General features: G+C 63.9%; 13 protein-coding genes. 4 read left to right on the forward strand and 9 right to left on the reverse strand.

Going from position 1 to position 17,363, the window contains the following annotated elements; all coding sequences use genetic code 11:
- Nucleotides 1-76: 76 nt before the first annotated feature.
- From ACVISU_RS13430 to ACVISU_RS13440, 3 genes are all read right to left on the reverse strand, one after another.
- Entirely contained in the window at nucleotides 77-1,102 is a 1,026-nt protein-coding gene (locus ACVISU_RS13430; protein WP_456707254.1) for a glycoside hydrolase family 5 protein, read from the reverse strand.
- The gene (locus ACVISU_RS13435) at nucleotides 1,099-2,388 is read right to left on the reverse strand and encodes an O-antigen ligase family protein (RefSeq protein ID WP_456710819.1); all 1,290 of its coding nucleotides are present in this window, start codon (nucleotides 2,386-2,388) and stop codon (nucleotides 1,099-1,101) included. The genes ACVISU_RS13430 and ACVISU_RS13435 overlap by 4 nt, the downstream gene beginning before the upstream one ends.
- Nucleotides 2,389-2,462: 74 nt before the next feature.
- Nucleotides 2,463-3,287, reverse strand: coding sequence for a WecB/TagA/CpsF family glycosyltransferase (locus tag ACVISU_RS13440; RefSeq protein WP_456707255.1), 825 nt, complete (start codon nucleotides 3,285-3,287; stop codon nucleotides 2,463-2,465).
- Between the two features lie 484 nt (nucleotides 3,288-3,771).
- Here ACVISU_RS13440 and ACVISU_RS13445 point away from each other — a divergent pair, with 484 nt between their 5' ends.
- Nucleotides 3,772-4,902 (forward strand): GNAT family N-acetyltransferase, encoded by a 1,131-nt coding sequence (locus tag ACVISU_RS13445; RefSeq protein ID WP_456707256.1) that lies wholly within the window; start codon nucleotides 3,772-3,774, stop codon nucleotides 4,900-4,902.
- 27 nt (nucleotides 4,903-4,929) lie between these two features.
- Here ACVISU_RS13445 and ACVISU_RS13450 read toward each other — a convergent pair whose 3' ends face one another.
- Entirely contained in the window at nucleotides 4,930-6,150 is a 1,221-nt protein-coding gene (locus ACVISU_RS13450; RefSeq protein WP_456707257.1) for an FAD-dependent oxidoreductase, read from the reverse strand.
- A gap of 518 nt (nucleotides 6,151-6,668) precedes the next feature.
- Here ACVISU_RS13450 and ACVISU_RS13455 point away from each other — a divergent pair.
- Nucleotides 6,669-7,994, forward strand: a complete 1,326-nt coding sequence (locus ACVISU_RS13455; RefSeq protein ID WP_456707258.1) for a lipopolysaccharide biosynthesis protein — start codon at nucleotides 6,669-6,671, stop codon at nucleotides 7,992-7,994.
- An 88-nt stretch (nucleotides 7,995-8,082) separates the two neighbouring features.
- Here ACVISU_RS13455 and ACVISU_RS13460 read toward each other — a convergent pair whose 3' ends face one another.
- Entirely contained in the window at nucleotides 8,083-10,188 is a 2,106-nt protein-coding gene (locus ACVISU_RS13460; RefSeq protein WP_456707259.1) for a GumC family protein, read from the reverse strand.
- A 276-nt stretch (nucleotides 10,189-10,464) separates the two neighbouring features.
- On the opposite strand from ACVISU_RS13460, the gene ACVISU_RS13465 reads away from it, so the two are divergent.
- Both ACVISU_RS13465 and ACVISU_RS13470 read left to right on the forward strand, forming a co-directional pair.
- Nucleotides 10,465-11,655, forward strand: coding sequence for a glycosyltransferase family 4 protein (locus ACVISU_RS13465; RefSeq protein WP_456707260.1), 1,191 nt, complete (start codon nucleotides 10,465-10,467; stop codon nucleotides 11,653-11,655).
- A 15-nt stretch (nucleotides 11,656-11,670) separates the two neighbouring features.
- Complete coding sequence (locus ACVISU_RS13470; RefSeq protein ID WP_050402589.1) at nucleotides 11,671-13,227, forward strand: glucosamine inositolphosphorylceramide transferase family protein; 1,557 nt, start codon at nucleotides 11,671-11,673, stop codon at nucleotides 13,225-13,227.
- A 125-nt stretch (nucleotides 13,228-13,352) separates the two neighbouring features.
- On the opposite strand, the gene ACVISU_RS13475 is transcribed toward ACVISU_RS13470, so the two are convergent.
- Genes ACVISU_RS13475 through ACVISU_RS13490 form a run of 4 tightly spaced genes read right to left on the reverse strand, consistent with a single transcriptional unit; the run spans nucleotide 13,353 to nucleotide 17,341 of the window.
- Nucleotides 13,353-14,555, reverse strand: coding sequence for an ABC transporter substrate-binding protein (locus tag ACVISU_RS13475; protein WP_456707261.1), 1,203 nt, complete (start codon nucleotides 14,553-14,555; stop codon nucleotides 13,353-13,355).
- Between the two features lie 52 nt (nucleotides 14,556-14,607).
- On the reverse strand, nucleotides 14,608-15,309 hold the full coding sequence (locus tag ACVISU_RS13480; protein WP_456707262.1) for an SDR family NAD(P)-dependent oxidoreductase: 702 nt from the start codon (nucleotides 15,307-15,309) through the stop codon (nucleotides 14,608-14,610).
- A 39-nt stretch (nucleotides 15,310-15,348) separates the two neighbouring features.
- A complete protein-coding gene (locus ACVISU_RS13485; RefSeq protein WP_050402592.1) occupies nucleotides 15,349-16,155 on the reverse strand; it encodes a glutathione S-transferase family protein in 807 nt (268 codons plus the stop codon).
- A 25-nt stretch (nucleotides 16,156-16,180) separates the two neighbouring features.
- Nucleotides 16,181-17,341, reverse strand: coding sequence for an iron-containing alcohol dehydrogenase (locus tag ACVISU_RS13490; RefSeq protein ID WP_456707263.1), 1,161 nt, complete (start codon nucleotides 17,339-17,341; stop codon nucleotides 16,181-16,183).
- Between the last annotated feature and the right edge of the window lie 22 nt (nucleotides 17,342-17,363).

Raw genomic sequence — 17,363 nt, forward strand, 5'->3', positions numbered from 1 at the left:
TGTTCGTCAGGCCAAGCAAGGCAAGGCGAGCCGTACGCGCGATCCCGAAGCGGTGCCGTGCATAAACCGCAAGGGCTCATCGAGCCGGAGGAATGATCGCGCGCAGGATGTCCCTGTTCCAGCGTTGCCGGGCGCCGTCGAATGCCGCGAAATCGTGATCGAATTGCCAATAGGCCCACGCCCAGCCGAAGCTTTCGGCACGCCTCGCCACGAACGACAGATACTTCGCCCGGCTCTCCGCCGGCGCGCGCTCAAAGACGCCGAACTCGCCGAGATAGATCGGCCGCAGCTCCCTCTCCGACCAGGACCTGACCTTGTCGAAATCGGCGGCGGCCTTGGCTTCGTCCTCCGCCGAGCCCCAACTCAATGGGCCGATGTTCGAGAAAGTCGCCGACCACGGCGCGCCCTGATGGGTGAATTGCAGCGGCAAATAATAGTGGAACGTGACGATGAGATTCCGGTCACCGGCCGGCAGCGCCAGTTCGTCGACCGGCAACTGCTCGGTGTTCAGGACGGCGACAACCACATTGCGCGCCGGATTGGTGTCCCTGACGATGGCGAGGCACTCTCCGAGCAGCCCGTTCCACTCAGTCGATGACATGTTCCCGCCGGGCTCGTTCAAAATCTCGAACACCAGCGCGGGGTATTTGCCCGCGTAGCGCGACGCGATCTGGCGCCAGAACGCCTTGAGCTTCGCCGTGCATTCTCCCACGTCGCGTTGACAGAGGTCGGTGTCGTGCTCATCGAGGATCGGGATCAGCCTGCTCGCCAGCACCTGCTCGATCACGGCATCGAGACGCCGCAAGACGGCTTCATCCAGGATGTTGCCGGAATCCATGTGCTTGAAGCCGAAGAAGTTGATCCGGACGTGTGAAAAACCCGCCTTGCGGATGGCGGTGAGGTTTTCCAGGCGAAAGGGCGCGTTCTGGTAACCTTCCCAGATGCCGTCATAGCCGAGAATATTGATGCCGCGCCCTAACGCCGCGACGTCCGGGGACGCCCCCTGCCCGGCCGCACGCGCAGGCGAGAGCAACACGGCGGAAAGCACTGCCGCCAGCAGCGCGCTCAACACTCTTTGCGGAAGACAGCGGAACCCGCTCATGTTTGCTCCTGCTCGCGCGGCTGCGGGCGCGACGACGGCAATGGCCGGCAGGCGGCCAGGAAAACGGCGACCAGCAGCACCGATGTGAACATCGTCGAACGCAGGAAGACCGTTTCGGTAAAATTGGTCTGGCAGTTGAGAAAGACGAACCCGATGATCAGCGCGCAATGCAGACGGTCGATCGCCCGCTCCGCGATCAGGCAGAGCATCTTGTAGGAAAACAGGAAGACGCTCGCCATGAACAGGACATAGCCCAGGAATCCGGTTTCGACGAGGATGGCGATGTAGCCGTTGTGGTAGTTGTCGAGCACCCAGCCATGGTTCTGGTTGAAATAGTCGTAGATCTCCGGTCTGGTCCAGAACCCGTTGATGCCAAATCCGAACAGCGGCGCATCGTCGAAATGGCTGATGGCGTACTGCCAGATGAAGGTCCTCTCGGTGAAATTGATCGTCGTGTCGAACACGTGGATCGCGTCGTACCCGGTGGTGTAGAAATACAGTATCAGCAACGCGGCCGCGACGCACATGGCACATGGCAGCACCGCGTAGACCTGCATGCACCTGACTGACCGCAGGGAGGTCAGCAGCAGCGCACAGGCGACCAGCGACAAGGCGCCGGCGCCGCGCGATTCCGAAAAGACGACGCAGGTCGAGGCCAGCGCGAACGTCACGAGGAACGGCAGCCAACCCTGTCCGGTTATCTTCCGATAACAGGCAAAGAACATGAGATAGGCCCCGGCGAAGCCCAGGGTCTGCTTCGACTGGAAGACGCCCTGCCATTGCCCATTGTGCATCCAGGTCTGATCCACACCGATGTCCGGCAGCGCGACCGCACAAAACGCCGAGCCCGCGATCAGGACGAACAGGCCGCGCGTGGTCGACTTCACGATGTCGTCAATGTCGACGCGACTGACCATGCAGAACGCGCCCAGCGTCGTGACCGCGAGCGCAGCGGCCTTCATCAGGGCCGCGACGTCCAGATTGGTCCAGAGCACCGAAATGGTGGCGAACGCATAAAATCCGACGATCACGAGCGTGTCGAGATTGAAGGCCAGCCGCAGGCAAGGACGGATGAACAGGCTCGCATAGATCAGCACGCCCCACATCAAGAGGGCCACGGCCTGCTGAACCAGCGTCAGCTCAGTCGGAAGCAGCGCGGGGTGGAACGTCCCCATCGACATGATCACGTTGACGGCGATCGACCAATTGACGACGGTCCGAGCGAAATCTTCCGCATCAATGCCCGGCGCCCGCCAGACCGAGCCATCGACTGCTCGACCGTCCATATCGGTTGTACTCCGCTCACTGAAGAGCTCGCCGGTCCGTTGGATCGGAGCGGCACATTGCACTTGGTACGGATTCAGTCTCGGGTCGCCGAGGACCGGGTCCGGTTGAACAGCAGGTAGAGGGCGTGTGGGTTGGTCGTCAGATAACGCCAAAACAGCCGGCGCGGCTCGAGCCAAAGCCGCCAAGCCCATTCGAGCCCGACGATCTGCATCCACCGCGGCGCGCGCGGCCGCGATCCGGACAGGAAGTTGAACAATCCGCCGGACGTCTTGATGACACCGACATTGCCAAGTCGCGACATGAATTCGTCGACGAAGGCCTGCTCATAGGGCACGCCAAGCGCCACCCAGAGAAAGTCCGGCGCCAGCGCGTTGATCTCATCCACCTTGGCCCGAAGCGCCTCGCCGCGCAGATAGCCGTGCGAATAGCCGACGATCTTGAGAGCCGGATAGGCCCGGCGGACGTTGGCGATTGCTGCCTTGTTCTCGGCCTCGTTGGCGCCGAACAGGTAGAAGGTCAGCCCGAGTTCTTCCGCCTTGCGCGCGACGTCGTGGAACAAATCCGTGGTCGCAACGCGTTCGGGAAGCGGGTTCGGCGACCGCAGCTTCGACACCATGACCAGCGGCTGCCCATCGGCATTGATCAGGTCGGCGGCACGGAACAGCCGGTCGGTCATCGGCTCGGTGGAGCAGCGCGACAACACCTCGCCATTGGCTGATGTCAGATACAGCGGCCGATTGATGCGCCGCTTCGGATACACCGCTTCGACCATGAAGTCCGCGGTCTGCTCGCGGTCGAGCACGGCGAGCCGCAGCCCGCCGACGGTTGCCCTGGCGATGCCGGCGGTCGCGGCCCTGCCGACAGGATTGATGCGCCGCTCCGGAGCGCCGTTCGGCATCGATGATCCGACTGGCAGATCCGCGGAGGCAACCGGTAGCCCAGCACTCAAACTGTTGCAAATCCGGACAGATGGAGCAGCCATGTCCGAATTGAGACGCCGAGGCCGCTCGCGATCGACTTGCGCAGGCGAAATTGCGTCGAAAACGCGGGCTTTTTGGCTGTTCGTCAACATTTCAGCAGGGCTCCAGGACTTGCGTGCCCTCAATTGCAATATCCGGTCCAGACCGCATGCGATATCGCGCGGCAGTGCGATTCGAGGCTCGTCGTAAGGAGATTGTTAACGGTGCCGGCCGTCCGGCACGGCGGCAGCATCACAGTGGGTCCCGCCAGGCCGGCGACGTTCGCGCAGCAATACTTCGCAACGGTCGACGCACGACATTAATACAAATCGTATTCTGCCGGTGCCCGAGGTCATCAGCCTTGCTATAACGGCGAGGCGCTGGCCTGACCGGCGCTTTAAAACGCCGTTTGTTTGGTTTCACATGAATAAGAATGATGACGCGTTCGATGTTTGCATCGACGACACATTCGACTTCCTGTCTGAAGAATACGCGACATTGTTTGAAGGCTCGGACGCGACCGCCTTCCAGCATCCGTTGTGGCTGGACAGCCTGTATCGCAAGCTCGCTCCCGCCGCGGCGGCGAAGCGCTTGGTCGTCGTCGTCCGGCATCGCGCGAACGGCGCGCTCGCGGCCGTGCTGCCGCTGCTGCGGGTGCGGCGCGGCCCGATGCGCGCGATCGAATTCGCGGACCTTCGCGTGTCCGACTATTTGTCGCCGGTCTGCACCGCGAGAACATTCGCCGACCTGCTGCAGGATCGACAGGCCTGCGAGAAGCTTCGCAAACTGGTCCGGCCGTTCGACCTGCTGCGCATTCCCAAGCTGCTCGATGCCAGGATGCCGATCGAGAATTTGCTCGGGGCGCCTCACCGCAGCCTGATGGACACCAATGCCTATGCGACGGTGCTGTCCGCGCCGTTCGAGCAATGGCAGATCAACGCGCTGGGAAAATCCTATCAAAAGGAACTGGCAAAGAAATGGCGCCAGATCCACAAGAAGGGCACGCTCACCTTCTCATGCTGCAACGACAGCGCTTCCGTCGCGGAGGCCATGGACGTGATGAGGAAGTTTCGCGGTCCGCGATTCCACGCGCACGGCGACGGTGACCTGCTGCAACGCCCGGAGTATTTCGATTTCTACTCGAGCGTGGCGCTTCGCGGCATCGGCTGCTTTACCCGGCTGTATGCCATGAAGATGGATGGCGAGGTCATCGCCGCCGCCCTTGGGCTGGCTCACCGCGGCAGCCTGCTCGTCGTCATGACGGCTTTCGACATCGAGGGATACAAGAGCCAGTCGATCGGCGCGTTGACGTTCGAAAGTGTCGCCAAGGACTGCATCGAGCGCGGCGACCGGGTGCTGGATTTCACCATCGGTGACGAACCCTACAAGATGCAGTTCGGAGGCCAGCCCACGCCAATGTCGAGCGTGACGCAGGCCGGCAGTGCGGCCGGATCGCTTGCGCTGTTTGCGCTGAAACAGGCGCCCTGGATCAAGCAGGCCGCCAAGCGGGTGACCGAGCTCAGGCCGGTCCGCACCTCGACCGGCACGCGGTAAGGCTCGCCCGGAGCGCCTTGCCGCCGCCTATCGGAGCGCGCTACGGACGCGCATGACCCATCCCGGATGAATCCGGTCCACCTGATGCGTGATCATGCGGCGCAGGAAGTGCAGCTTCCGCTGCATGGTCCAGCGGACATCGGTGCTGGAGGTCAGAGCCTGGCGGAAGCGCGCCAGTTGCAGCGAATGCCGGTCGGCGGCGAGCTTGTCGCGATCGGAATAGAACTGCGCGATCTTCTCCGTGCCCATGCCGTCGGTCAGGAGCCAGCGCGGCACATATTCGGTGCAGAGACGCTCGACATCCACCAGCAGGCGGCTCACGCCGGTTCCGGCCGCTGGGCAGTTGGTCTGGTAGGCATCGCCGATCAGCACGACGCCCGGCTGCAGATGGCCCTCGGTCACCGACAGATCCATGACCCAATTGTGCACCTGGCCCACGATCTCGAAATCACCGAGATAGGGCTGCAGTCCCGGCATCAGACGGAGCAGCGTCCGTCTTGTGTCGCGGCGCAGCTCGCGCATGATCGGATCGGTCGGATCGCGGAACATGAACAGGTTGGCGCGCATGCCGCCCGACATCGGAAACAGGCTGAGATAGTCGACGCCGTCAGCCGCCTGCTTGCCGTAGCAGGTCAGCGCATCGAAGCCGAATGGCGCGTGATCGTGCCGCGCGATCGTGAAGCCGAACGTCACCGAGTGGCGCGCCGCGATCACCTTCCGGCGCATTCCGAGATTGTAGCCGAGCGCGCCGGCCATGCCGGTCGCCAGAACCACCAGGCGCGAGACGACGCGTTTTCCGGAGGCCAGCGCCAGTTGCTGACGATCCTCGCTGCAGCTGACATGGGTCACCTGGTCGAGCAGGAAGCCCGACGTATCAGGCGTCAGGCCGCGGGCCATGTCGACGAGGTCGGCATAGGAAATTCCATAGGATCGCCCGACGCCGATATCGACCAGTTTGCCATCCCTGATGTTGAGCACCCGATCATAGGACGAGGCGACGGCCTCGACGCCGTCGATGAAGCCCAGGCGGCGGAAGATATCGATCTGTCGCCCGGCGATCTTTTCGACGCGGAATTCATCCGGCGGGATCGAGCGCTTGTCGATCAGGACGACCCGATACCCGGCACGCGTGAGGACGGCCCGCGCGAGCGAGCCCGCCAAGCCGGCGCCAACAATGGCGACATCTGCTTCGATCGTCTCAGCCTCGCAGGCTGCGATCGGCTGGATCATGCTTTCCATGGCAATCATGTTGGTCCGCTCCGACGGCTAATTGGGTCGGAACTGCAATTTCCTTGCCTGCCCTGCCGCCGCGCAGAACGGCCACGAGGGTTCCATTATTGAGGTTAACGACAACTCCTCGTCCGCGATCAGCCCCGTTCTCGGCACATGACTTGCAGCTCCAGCGATCATGAAACTGATGTCTTGGAGGCTCCGCAGCAGGATGGCAGGGCAATGGCCTGGCCTTGGAGCGTCGACGGGTGCCGTTGACGCGCTAACGCGGCTTCAACCAGCGGAGTCCACGCTGTCAAACCGGGCGGCGGCAAAAAATCCGATCTGCACCGTTTGGACACAGCGAGGACGGCAGCGTTCCAGAATGGAGCAGCACGACATTTTGGCCAGGTGCACCACTGCGTGGCGCCTGGGGGCCGGTTGGAAGGAACGGAATTTTAGCAAGATAACATTAACACTTCTGACTTCACCGATTGCTAGGGCCGGTGGTCCGACAGGATATTGAGACGGCGCTTGTGATTGCCTCTGTTCTTCAAATGCTACGGCGCGATGTCACGCGCGGCGTTGCCGGGACCATCCTCCTCAAGGTTGGCAGCGGCGGGCTCGCGTTCGCCCTGTTCTCGCTGGCGGCGCGGACGATGACGCCTGACGCGTTCGGAGACTTCGCAACCTTGCTCTCCGTCGCCCAGATCGCCGCGGTCGTCGGCCTTGTCGGTCAGGAGCTGCTGCTGGTTCGCTTCCTCAATGAGTACGAGGTGCGCGGTCAGACCGAGTTCACCAAGGGCGTGCTGCTGTCGAGCCTGAAGTACTCGGCGATCGGGATGTTGATCTCGATCGCCGCGATCGCCGCGGTGGCAGCCATTCGCGGCGAATGGTGGCTCTTGATCCTCTCCGTCTCGGCATTCACCGCCGTCAATGCCGGGCTGATGCTCGGCAGCCAGATCGCGCGATCGCTGGTCAGCATCCTGATGGGCGAAGGCAATCGCGAATTCTTCTGGCGGGTTGCCGTTGTCCTGCTCCTGATCGCGGCGCTGTTCGGCCACCGCCAGCTCACCCCCGCCGAACTGTTCACCGCGATGACGGTCGCGATGGCGTTGGGGCTCGTGGTACAGATCGTGTCGATCGTCCGCGTGTTGCCGAACCTGCGCGCAGTCACGGCGCGCTTCGAGACGTCGCGCTGGAACCGCAGTGCGTTCCGCTTCTGGCTCGCCTCGATTCTCGAAGCGGCGAACCAGTATTTCGACGTCATCCTGGTCTACTGGATGCTGGATCCGGCCACTGCGGGCATCTATTTCGCCGCCTCGCGTCTGGCGAACATCTTCGCGATGCTTTCCGCGGCGCTCTACACGTTCGGTGCGCGGCGGCTGCCGTCGCTGTATTTCAGCAAGAATCACCGCGAGCTCGAACATACGCTGAAGCTGATGGCCGAGGTGACCGCGCTCTGCGTGCTCAGCGGGCTCGTCATCGTCTGGGTCGGCGCTCCCCACCTGCTCGGCCTGTTCGGACCGCATTTCGCCGCCCAGCAATGGGTGTTGATCGTGCTCGCGATCGGAACGGCCTTCCAGGCGGCCGGTGGGCCGTCCGCCGCGGTCCTGCAGCTGACGGGACACGAGCGCGACTATGTTCCTGTGGTCGCCGCCAACGTGGCGCTTCGACTGGCCGGATTTGTCGTGCTGATCCCCTGGCTCGGCGTGCTCGGAGCGGCGATCTCGGCGACGGTTTCGCTCGTGTTCGCCACCATCGCGCTCAATGTGCTGTGCCGCCGGCGGACCGGCGTCGACCCGTCAATTCTGGTGCTGTCGCACCTCGCGTCGTCGAAGGCTGGCGCTTACGCAGTCCGTGTTGCGGATAGCAAGGACTAGAGCGTTTCAAGCGAGAGCCTGTCCCGCACATGACGCGGAATGGACGCCGGTTCGCATAAAGAAAACGCGAAAACTAGAATCTAGAGCTTCAGCTCGCCAATCCCAGGGCTTCGCGCTGCGGGTTGCCAGCCGCGGCATTGGCCGCCACGCGATTGACGACGAGCGCAATCGGGACCGAACCGAACTTCGACAGATCGGCCCGCGCCTTGCCGATCGCTGCCGCGTCGGCGGCGCCCTCGCGGACCACGAGGATCACGAGGTCAGCTTGTGCGGCCAGCGCGACCACGGCCGGCTGCAAGGCAAGCGACGATGCGTCGACGATGATCAGGCCGAAATCGGCGCGAATGTCGTCCTTCGGATAGGGCGGCGCCTTGCTGCTCGCGCCGAGCAGCTCGACGACCGACGGCAAATCGGCCTTGATGATCCCTGAGCCCTGCGGCGGCGCAATTTCTGTGCGCCTGGTTTCCATCTCGATCAGGACGCTGAGCATCCCGTTCTTGACGGCGGACCGGTTGAGCGACCGTGCGACGGTGCTGCCGCCCGCACCGGTCTCGACCGACAGCAGCAGCGCCACCTTGCCGTGCTCACCCGGAAGCTGCTCGATGTTCTCGATCAGCAACTGAAGATGCGCACTGAGATCGGGCTCGGCCGTTGTCGAAATCGGGGTCTGCCAGACGCTCCTGACGGCATCTGATGATATCATGTCGGGAATGCGGGCCAGCACCGGCAATCCCGGCGGCAGCGCAGGATGCGGCGCCGCCGGAGCCAGTGCGGGCGCGGGCGCCTCGGCTCTGCGAAGCGGCGGAATGCTCTTGGTCGGAAGCAGATCGAGACCGGGAACGGCGACGATCGCCGTCGACGTCAGCAGCGAGACGATCGCGAGCGCGACGAGCAGCAGCGGCAGCGGCGGAAGCGTCGAACGAATCGGCGGCGTCGCCGGAGATGCGACCTTGGTCTGCGAGTTCTGAAGACCACGCTGCTCGTCGGTCGTCCTGTAGCGCGACAGGAACTGCTCATAGATGTTCTTGTTGGCGTCGGCGTCGCGCTGCAGCTCCTGCAACTTGACGAACGCCTGGCCGTCGACCAGGATTTGCTGCTCGGCCGCCTTCAACTGGTCTTCGAGCGCCGTCTGCTGATCGCGCTGCGCCTCGTATTCCGACTTCGCGGTGTCGATGTTCTTCTTGCGCTCGATCTCGATCTGCCGGTTGAGATCGCTCAATTGGCTGAGCGCCATCACGAGGTCGGGATGACGATCGCCGAGCACACCGCGCTTCTGCGCAATCTGGTCGTTGAGCGCGGAACGCTGGGCCCGCAGCGCGCTCAGCAGATCCTGCTTGACCGGCCCATCGACATTGGCCTTCAGGTCGCGCTGCAACTGCTCATAGCGCGCCTTGGCTTCCTCGGTGCGGGCGCGCGCCGCAGCGACCTGCTGCGACAGGTCGGTGACGCGCAGCTGCTGCGTGGTGGATTCCTTGCCGGCGTTGACGATCCGGTGCTCGAGCTTGAACTTGGCGACGGCATCTTCCGACGACCGCAGCCGGTCGTTCAATGTCTTGAGCCGGCTCTTCAGCCAATCGGCCGCTTCATCGGTCGCCACGGTGCGCGTTCCGCGCTGGCTGGCGACGAACGCCTCGGCCACCGCATTGGCGTAATAGGCCGCTCGCTGCGGGTTGTTCGACGTGAACGTGATGGCGATAACATAGGTTAATCCGCGCCGGGAAATGTCGAGCCGTTTGCGAAACCGGTCGAGCAGCCGCGTGGGATCGGTCGTGCCACCGGACACATCGCTGTCCTCGGCGACCTTGAGCTGATCGATCAGCGGCCCGAGAAATCCGTCGGATTTGGCGATTTCGACGTAGCTCTGCAGCGCTGCGGCATCCTGGCCGATCCCGGGCAGGACATCTTGGTCGGTGGTGACGCGCTGCTCGCGCGGGTCGACGACGACGAGCGCCGTCGCGGCGTAGCGCGCCGGAATCAGCATCAACAAAATGATACCGACCGCGAAGATGACCGCGGCGAGCATCAGGATGCGTTGACCCTTCTCGCGAAAAAACGCCAACACACCCGGAATGCTAAGCACGCCCTTGGTGGTTTCCGCCCTAGATTGCCCGGCCGGTACGCCGGCAGTTTCCCACGACGCTGCGGGTTCCGTGACTTCGGAACGTCTCGGGCCTATGCGGCGACCGAACTTCATGGGTTCTGACTCGAATTCAACTGACAGTGCTGCTCCAACGTAAATATCTATGGTTAATCGCCGGTTACCCCCTCTCTGCGCGGCCGTAACCAATTAGTTAACGAGCCGGGTGTACCCTGCTGTGAGATAATAGCTCTCAATTTCTGACACATGTCTGATTGCTAAATGAGCGGTAACCTCAACACGCGCTACACGGTGCATGAACACGCTTTGCGTGATAGCCACGCGCGCAACAATGAAGGAGACGCATCCACTCCTTCGACGGGTGAGGAATCCGTGCTCCAATACGCGCCAAGCACCGAATTGCGCGAGGCATCGACCGCATCACGCGATCGATCGAACGAGAGCAAGCCAAAGCTGCGCGTTCTCCTGGTGCAGACCCAGGCGGAGAACGCCGGCGCGCAGGAGATCTCGCGGCTGCTCGGCGCCGGCCTCACCGCGCGCGGCTATGACATCACCAACCTGTTCTTCTTCCGCAAATCGGATTCCTTCGACGAACCGCCCAATACGTTCTATTGCGCGCAGACCCGCCCGGGAAATCCGGTGGCGCTGCTGCGCATGCTGTGGACGCTAGCCGGCCATCTCAGGACCATCAGGCCCGATGTCGTCCTGACCTTCCAGCACTTCGGCAATGTGATCGGCGGCGGCGTGTCGCGCCTCGTCAGCCGCGCGCCCGTGATCGCCAACCAGGTATCCTCGGCGCTGTCGATGAGCATGCCGGTGCGCGCGGCCGACATTATCATGGGCTCGACCGGCTTCTTCCAGTGCATCACGCTGAACTCGCGGGACATGGAGCGCGAATATGCGCGCTATCCGGCGCCCTATCGATCGCGCATGAAGCACGTCCCGCACGGCTTCGACGACAAGTCGCACAGCCTGCCGAAGGACGCGGCGCGGCAGCAGTTCAAGCTGCCGCCGGACCGTACCTTGCTCGGCTGCGCAGCGCGGCTGCACCCGCACAAGCGGCTCGATGCGGCCATTCGCCTGCTCGCCGCCGATCCATCCTGGCACCTAGCGCTCGCGGGCCAGGGCGCGGATGAGGGGCGGCTGAGAGCCGTGGCGGACGAGCTGAAGGTATCGGACCGGCTGCACTTCATCGGCGAGATTCCGCCGCGCCAGATGGCCGATTTCTTGGCCTGCCTCGACGTTTTCGTATTCCCCACGCAGGCCGAAACCTTTGGCCTTGCCGCGGTCGAAGCCGCGAGCGCCGGCATTCCCTGCGTCGTCAACAATCTGCCCGTGTTGCGCGAGGTGCTGTCCTGCCAGGGACAGCCTGCCGCGGTATTCGTCGACGCTGCGAACGAGGCCGAGTTCTCGGCCGCCGTGTCGCAGGTCCTGACCGATCGTGTGTTGAGCGACCGGCTGCGGCAAAGCGCCGTGGGCCTGAAGTCGCGTTATTCGTTGGATGCCATGATAGAGGAATACGTCCGCATTCTCGGCGACGCTGTGGGGGCGGACGCGCACTAGGAAGTTGGGCTGGCCATGATTATCGAGTTTCGCTGCGATCGCGCGCAGCCGCGGCTCTGGATGTGCCGCGAGCACCTCCGCGTCAACGATCAGGATATTCCCGTTCAGATCGCCTGGACCACGACGCCGGAGCCGCGACCTGCCGGCCTCGACATGCTGTTCGAGCTCGAACGCATCGTCCTGCGCAAGGGCAAGACCGGCGGCGCCGACCGCTTGAAGACGATCCCGGAGCGTCCGCGTGCAGGCAACCCCGACGTGGTGGTCGACTTCACCAGCGCCGCGCGGGATCCGAATTGCGCCGCCAGGCTCTATCTCCGTCCGCGGTTCAACGGGCACGTGGGAGAAAGCGCGGCACTTTCGGCCATTCTCGCCGGCGACCTGCCGGTGATCGAAATCGTCAATGAGCTCGACGGCGCGGTGATGGACCGCGGCCATCCCTCCGCGGAAATTGCGGCCGGCCTCAGCGGCGGGCTCGATACCGTGATGGCACGCACGCTGGCGATGCTGCCGCCGATACTTTCGGGAGCTCCGCGGCTGGTGCCGCAATTGGCTGTCCCGGCGAGCAGCAGCGCAGCGCCAAATCCGGCACCCTTTGTCGTGCGCGGCGTGGCGACTTCGATCGCGAAGGAAATCTATCGCCTGTGCTGCTACGCGCCGCACTGGCATGTCGGTTGGCGCTTCGCCTGGAATACGGATATCTGGAGCACCGGCGACCTGTCGGGACCGGCCTGGAACGTGCTCGGCGATCCCGGCAACCATTTCTATGCCGATCCGTTTCCGGTGAAATGGCAGGGCCGAACGTTCGTCTTCTTCGAAGACCTCGACCACCGGACCGGCAAGGGCATCATTTCCGCGATCGAGTTCGACGGCAGCGGGCCGATCGGCACGGTGATGCCGGTGCTCGAAGAACCCTGGCATCTGTCCTACCCGTTCCTGATCGAGGATAACGGCGAGCTCTGGATGATCCCGGAAAGCACTGCGCAGCGGGACGTTCCGATCTACAAATGCGTCCGCTTTCCGGACAAGTGGGAGCGGCACTCAACGCTGCTGACCGGCCTTGAACTTGCCGACGTGACGATCACGCAGCACAACGGCCTCCACTACATGTTCGGCGCCTGGCGCGACGGCAGCGGCGGCTATTCCGACACGCTGGCGATCTACTACGCCGAGCATCTATTCGGCCCCTGGCAACCGCATGCCGCCAATCCGATCCTGATGGATCGCGCGACCACACGGCCGGCCGGCAACTTCGTGACCGTCAACGGCCGACTGTGGCGGCCGGTGCAGGACTGCAGCAACGGATACGGCGCGGCGCTCGGCCTTGCCGAAGTGCTCGAGCTGTCGCCCACGACGTACAAGCAGGCCATTCGACATCTGCTCAAGCCCGGCCCGCTATGGGCCGGGCGCAAGCTCCACACCCTCAACCGGTGCGGCCAGCTCGAGGTGATCGACGGCTCGCGGGTGCAGCCGAAGACCACGGCGCTTGTGGCGAGCTTGCGGTCAGGTGACCGATCATCGCAATGGGACTGGCACAGCGCACTGGCGAAGCCGATTGCACGCCGGCTCCACTAAAGCATGATCCGGAAAAGTGCGAAGCGGTTTTCCGAAAAGATCATGCTCAGTCAAAGAGCTAAAGCGCGATGACGATTCAACCAAATCACATCGCGCTTTAGCACGCGAGCAATCGACACGACGGCTCAATTCGGCTCGGCGCTCAGCACGCCGCCGAACTGCTCCCATGAGCTCCCGGTCCAGCGCTGCAGCTGAAGCTGCGTATAGGCCATGCTGTTGGCGGGCCCGGTGTTGATCGTGATCCCCGGCATGAGTGTCGGCAGCACCAGCCCCTTGATGTTGCGCGCCTGCTTCACGATGTTCTCGCGCGACAGGTCGTCGCCGCACTGCTTCAGCACCTGTTCCAGGATCTGGCCCTGCTGGGTCCCGAACAGATAGTTGTTGTCGCCGATGTCAGCGCCGGGAAGATATTTCTCGAAGTGGGCGCGATACCATTTCATGCCGGGATCGTCGGCCCATTTCTTGTCGTTCGGATCCTTGGTGATGGTCGCGACAACGACGCCGACCGCCTTGTCCACCCCCGCTGGGACGATCGTTGCGGACACCGAGCTCGAGACGTAATTCACGATGGTGAGCGGCGTCCAGCCGATCTCGCTCGCCTTCTTGATGGCTTGCGCCGCGAATTTCGGCGTACCGGCGATCAGGAATGCCTGGGCGCCCGACGCCTTCAGCGTCACCACGCGGGATTCGATCGTGGGCTCGGTGACCTCATAGGGAGACGTCACCACCTTCTTGTCGAACTCGCCCTTCAGGGTCTCCTTGAACGCGGCCACGAAGTCGCGGCCGAGATCGTCGTTCTGGTAGAGGATCGCGATCTTCGCGTCGGGCGCCGTCTGGGCAATGTATTTGGCGTAGATCTTTCCTTCGGTGTTGTAGCTCGGCAGCCCGGTGGTGGTCAGCGGAAACTCGGCGAAGTTCGCGAACTTGGTCACGCCGCTGACGACGAAGAGGTGCGGCACCTTCTTCGCGGTCACGTATTTGATGGTCGCGCCGATGCCGGGCGTTCCCAGCGGGCTGAACAGGAACGCCACCTCGTCGCTCTCGATCAGCTTGCGGGTCTGCTCAACCGCCTTGGGCGGCGAATAGGCATCGTCATAGGTGATGAGGTCGACCTTGCGGCCGTTGATGCCGCCGCGATCATTGATGGAATGCACGTAGGCGATCAGGCCCTTGCCGGTATTGCTGAGCGGGGATGCCGGGCCGCTGAACGGGAATGTCGCCCCGATCCTGATTTCCGATTCCGAGACGCCGGGCGTTTCGGCGCGGACAGGCGCGGCGGCAAGGCCCGCGAGAACAGCAACGGACACGGCAAACGTCTTCAACGACATGCGACTCCCCTTTGGCTTTTATGAATTGACGGCTCTAGCGACCGCGCGGCGCCTACCAGGCTTCGCCGAACGGCCTGATCTCGACGTTGAACGACCACGCGCTGCGGTCCTGATGGGCGACGTGCCAGGCCTCGTCCGCGATCGCGCGCGGCTTGATGAAGAACTCATCCGGCCGCTGCGGCCAGCGCTTGCGCGTCCATTCCAGATCGATCACCGCATCGATCACGAGATAGGCGACGTGAACGCCCTGCGGCCCGAGGTCGCGCGCCATGGCCTCGGCCAGGATACGCTGCGCCGCCTTGGTCGGCGCGAACCCGGCGAAGCCGGCCTTGCCGCGCAACGCCGAGGTGTTGCCGGTCGCAATGATGGCGCCCTTGCCGGCGCTGACCATCGCCGGAGCAAACCGCCGCGCCAGATACAACAGGCCCATCGTGTTGACCTGGAAGTTGCGATTGAGAATCTGCGGATCGATCTCGCGGAACGTCCCGAACGCGCCGCCAACGGCGTTGTGGATCACGACACTGGGATGGCCGAGATCGCGCTCCACAGCGGATGCCACCGCTTCGACCTGCACCGGGTCGGAAACGTCGCACCGATAGGCCTTGGCTCCCGGCAGCTGCTGCTCGAGCGCGGCGAGACGCTCCTCGTTCCGGGCGAGAAGCGCGACCCGATAGCCGCCTTCGGCGAACCTCCGCGCGAGCGCCGAACCTGTGCCGGGTCCAACGCCGGATATCAGACAGACGGGTGCGGTCATGCAGTCGATCCTCCGCGTTGCAGCTTACAGTCCTCGAGATCAGGCGGCCGCCTTCGACCGCAGCTTCTCGACGTACGGCTTGAGGTCCGGCCTGATGTGCTCGTGCTCGACCAGCCGAGCAAAGTGAGCGAACATCCGCGGATACGCATCCAGCACCCCGGGATGCAGGATCCTGTCCAACCCCTGCCTATGCAGCTGCTCGATCCGCCCGTGCTCGTTCATGAACAGCGCAAGTTCGGCGGCCAGACAAATGTCGGCAATCGAGATGCCGTCCCCGACCAGCGCCTCTCGCCGTGGCGATAGGGCCTGCTCGATCCCCGCGGCATAGATCGCGAACGCATCCTTGGCGCGGGCATGAATCGCGGCATCGACCGTGCCGCCCGACAGCGCCAGCAGATAGATCTGCGTGTCCCGCGCAAACACCAGGCTTACGTCGAGGAAGCTGTCGATCCTCGACGCCTCATAAGCGTCACGCCCATAGAGCTTGAACTTCGCCTCACCGAGCCGCGCCACCGCCCGCATGATGCTGTTCGATTCGAAGATCCCGACCTTGCCGTCGGCGCCGAACGCGGCCGGCACATTGCCGAACGGCTGCGCCGCCATGAACGCATCGGTCTTGAACAGCTGCGCACCGGTCAGCCCGACCCGGCCGGTCCGCGCCAGCGAAGCGAGCTCAGCGCGCTCCTGCTCGGTAAGAGGATGGGCGTCGTAGTCCCACAGCCAGTCGCGCAGCTCCTTGCCGGAGGCGCCCCTGACCTCGACGTCGATGCCGACGAACCGCGCCGCGATGGTCGCCTTCCAGACCCGCGGGTTCGGCAGATAGGAGAAGATGCGCAAGGCGGCCATGATGGCGGCTCCAGGTGCTGTTGCTTCAGGCAGCCAATCTCAGGATCTTGACGACGTCGCCGGGCTCGCGGATCGGCTGCGGATTGGTCCGCGTGAAGATCGACAGCATGGCGTTGCGGCCGATCAACTCGAAGCGGTCTTCGCCGACGCCGACATCGGCCAGCCGCCGCGGCAGGCCGAGTTCCGCGATGAAGCCGGCGAACGCTTCGCTGGCGTCGCGGCCGGGCGCGCCGAGCGCGGCGGCAATCGCCTGCTGGGCGGTTTCCGTCGCGGGGCGGTTGTAGCGCAGCACGCTCGGCATCATCACCGCCGTACAGAAGTAATGCGGCACGTCGCAGGTGCCGCCGAGCACGTGGCCGATGGCGTGGCTTGCGCCCATCGGCACCCGCGACTGCAACCCGAACGCCGATAGCCACGAGCCCAATTGGCAGCTCAGCCGCGCCGCGTCGTCGTCCGGATTGGCCTTGGTGCGCAGCAGGCCGTGATGCAGATAGCGCAGTCCCTGCTGGCACACCGTATCGACCAGCACGTTGGGGCGGCTGGAGCAGATCGCCTCGATGCCGTGGTCCATCGCGCGTGTGCCGGAGCCGAGCCAGAGCTTCTCCGGCGTATATCTGGTGATCGCGGGATCGAGGATGATACTGCGCGGCATCATCATCGGGTGGTTGAAGATCTGCTTCAGCTTGCGGCTGCTGTCGGTGACCAGCGCGCCCGAATTGTACTCGCCGCCCGACAGTGTGCTCGGGATCGCGATCATCCGGACCTTCGGGTTGCGGAACGGCCCGAACCGGCGGTCCGGCGTGGTCTCGAAGCCGTCGAGCCCTGCGGGTTCGAATATCTCGTGCTCCATGCACATCAGCACGATCTTCGCCGCGTCGACCACCGAGCCGCCGCCGATCGCGACAACGAGGTCGGCCTTGGCTTCGCTCGCCTGCCGCGCGATCTGCGTCACGACATCCCGCGTCGTGTGCTGCGGCACGCCGTCGAAGGTCGCGGCGTGGCGATCGCCGAGCGCTTTGCGGATCTTCGCGATCTCGTCGGTCGTGGTGTTCAGCGTCCGGCTGGCGATCAGATAGACGCGCTTCGCGCCGAGCCGCTCTGCCTCCTCGCGCAGCGCCTCGGCCGCCGGCTTGCCGTAGATCACGGATTCCATGCCGGGATATTGATGGCTGCCGACGACGCCCATGCTTGTCACTCCCTCAATGTGT

The organism is Bradyrhizobium sp. USDA 4452 (assembly GCF_054063575.1).

What these genes read in the sequence shown, in the direction of transcription:
- ACVISU_RS13430 (WP_456707254.1), bottom strand. Translation starts at nt 1,102, where the DNA reads ATGAGCGGGTTCCGCTGTCTTCCGCAAAGAGTGTTGAGCGCGCTGCTG.
- ACVISU_RS13435 (WP_456710819.1), bottom strand. Translation starts at nt 2,388, where the DNA reads ATGGACGGTCGAGCAGTCGATGGCTCGGTCTGGCGGGCGCCGGGCATT.
- ACVISU_RS13440 (WP_456707255.1), bottom strand. Translation starts at nt 3,287, where the DNA reads ATGCCGAACGGCGCTCCGGAGCGGCGCATCAATCCTGTCGGCAGGGCC.
- ACVISU_RS13445 (WP_456707256.1), top strand. Translation starts at nt 3,772, where the DNA reads ATGAATAAGAATGATGACGCGTTCGATGTTTGCATCGACGACACATTC.
- ACVISU_RS13450 (WP_456707257.1), bottom strand. Translation starts at nt 6,150, where the DNA reads ATGATTGCCATGGAAAGCATGATCCAGCCGATCGCAGCCTGCGAGGCT.
- ACVISU_RS13455 (WP_456707258.1), top strand. Translation starts at nt 6,669, where the DNA reads ATGCTACGGCGCGATGTCACGCGCGGCGTTGCCGGGACCATCCTCCTC.
- ACVISU_RS13460 (WP_456707259.1), bottom strand. Translation starts at nt 10,188, where the DNA reads ATGAAGTTCGGTCGCCGCATAGGCCCGAGACGTTCCGAAGTCACGGAA.
- ACVISU_RS13470 (WP_050402589.1), top strand. Translation starts at nt 11,671, where the DNA reads ATGATTATCGAGTTTCGCTGCGATCGCGCGCAGCCGCGGCTCTGGATG.
- ACVISU_RS13475 (WP_456707261.1), bottom strand. Translation starts at nt 14,555, where the DNA reads ATGTCGTTGAAGACGTTTGCCGTGTCCGTTGCTGTTCTCGCGGGCCTT.
- ACVISU_RS13480 (WP_456707262.1), bottom strand. Translation starts at nt 15,309, where the DNA reads ATGACCGCACCCGTCTGTCTGATATCCGGCGTTGGACCCGGCACAGGT.
- ACVISU_RS13485 (WP_050402592.1), bottom strand. Translation starts at nt 16,155, where the DNA reads ATGGCCGCCTTGCGCATCTTCTCCTATCTGCCGAACCCGCGGGTCTGG.
- ACVISU_RS13490 (WP_456707263.1), bottom strand. Translation starts at nt 17,341, where the DNA reads ATGGGCGTCGTCGGCAGCCATCAATATCCCGGCATGGAATCCGTGATC.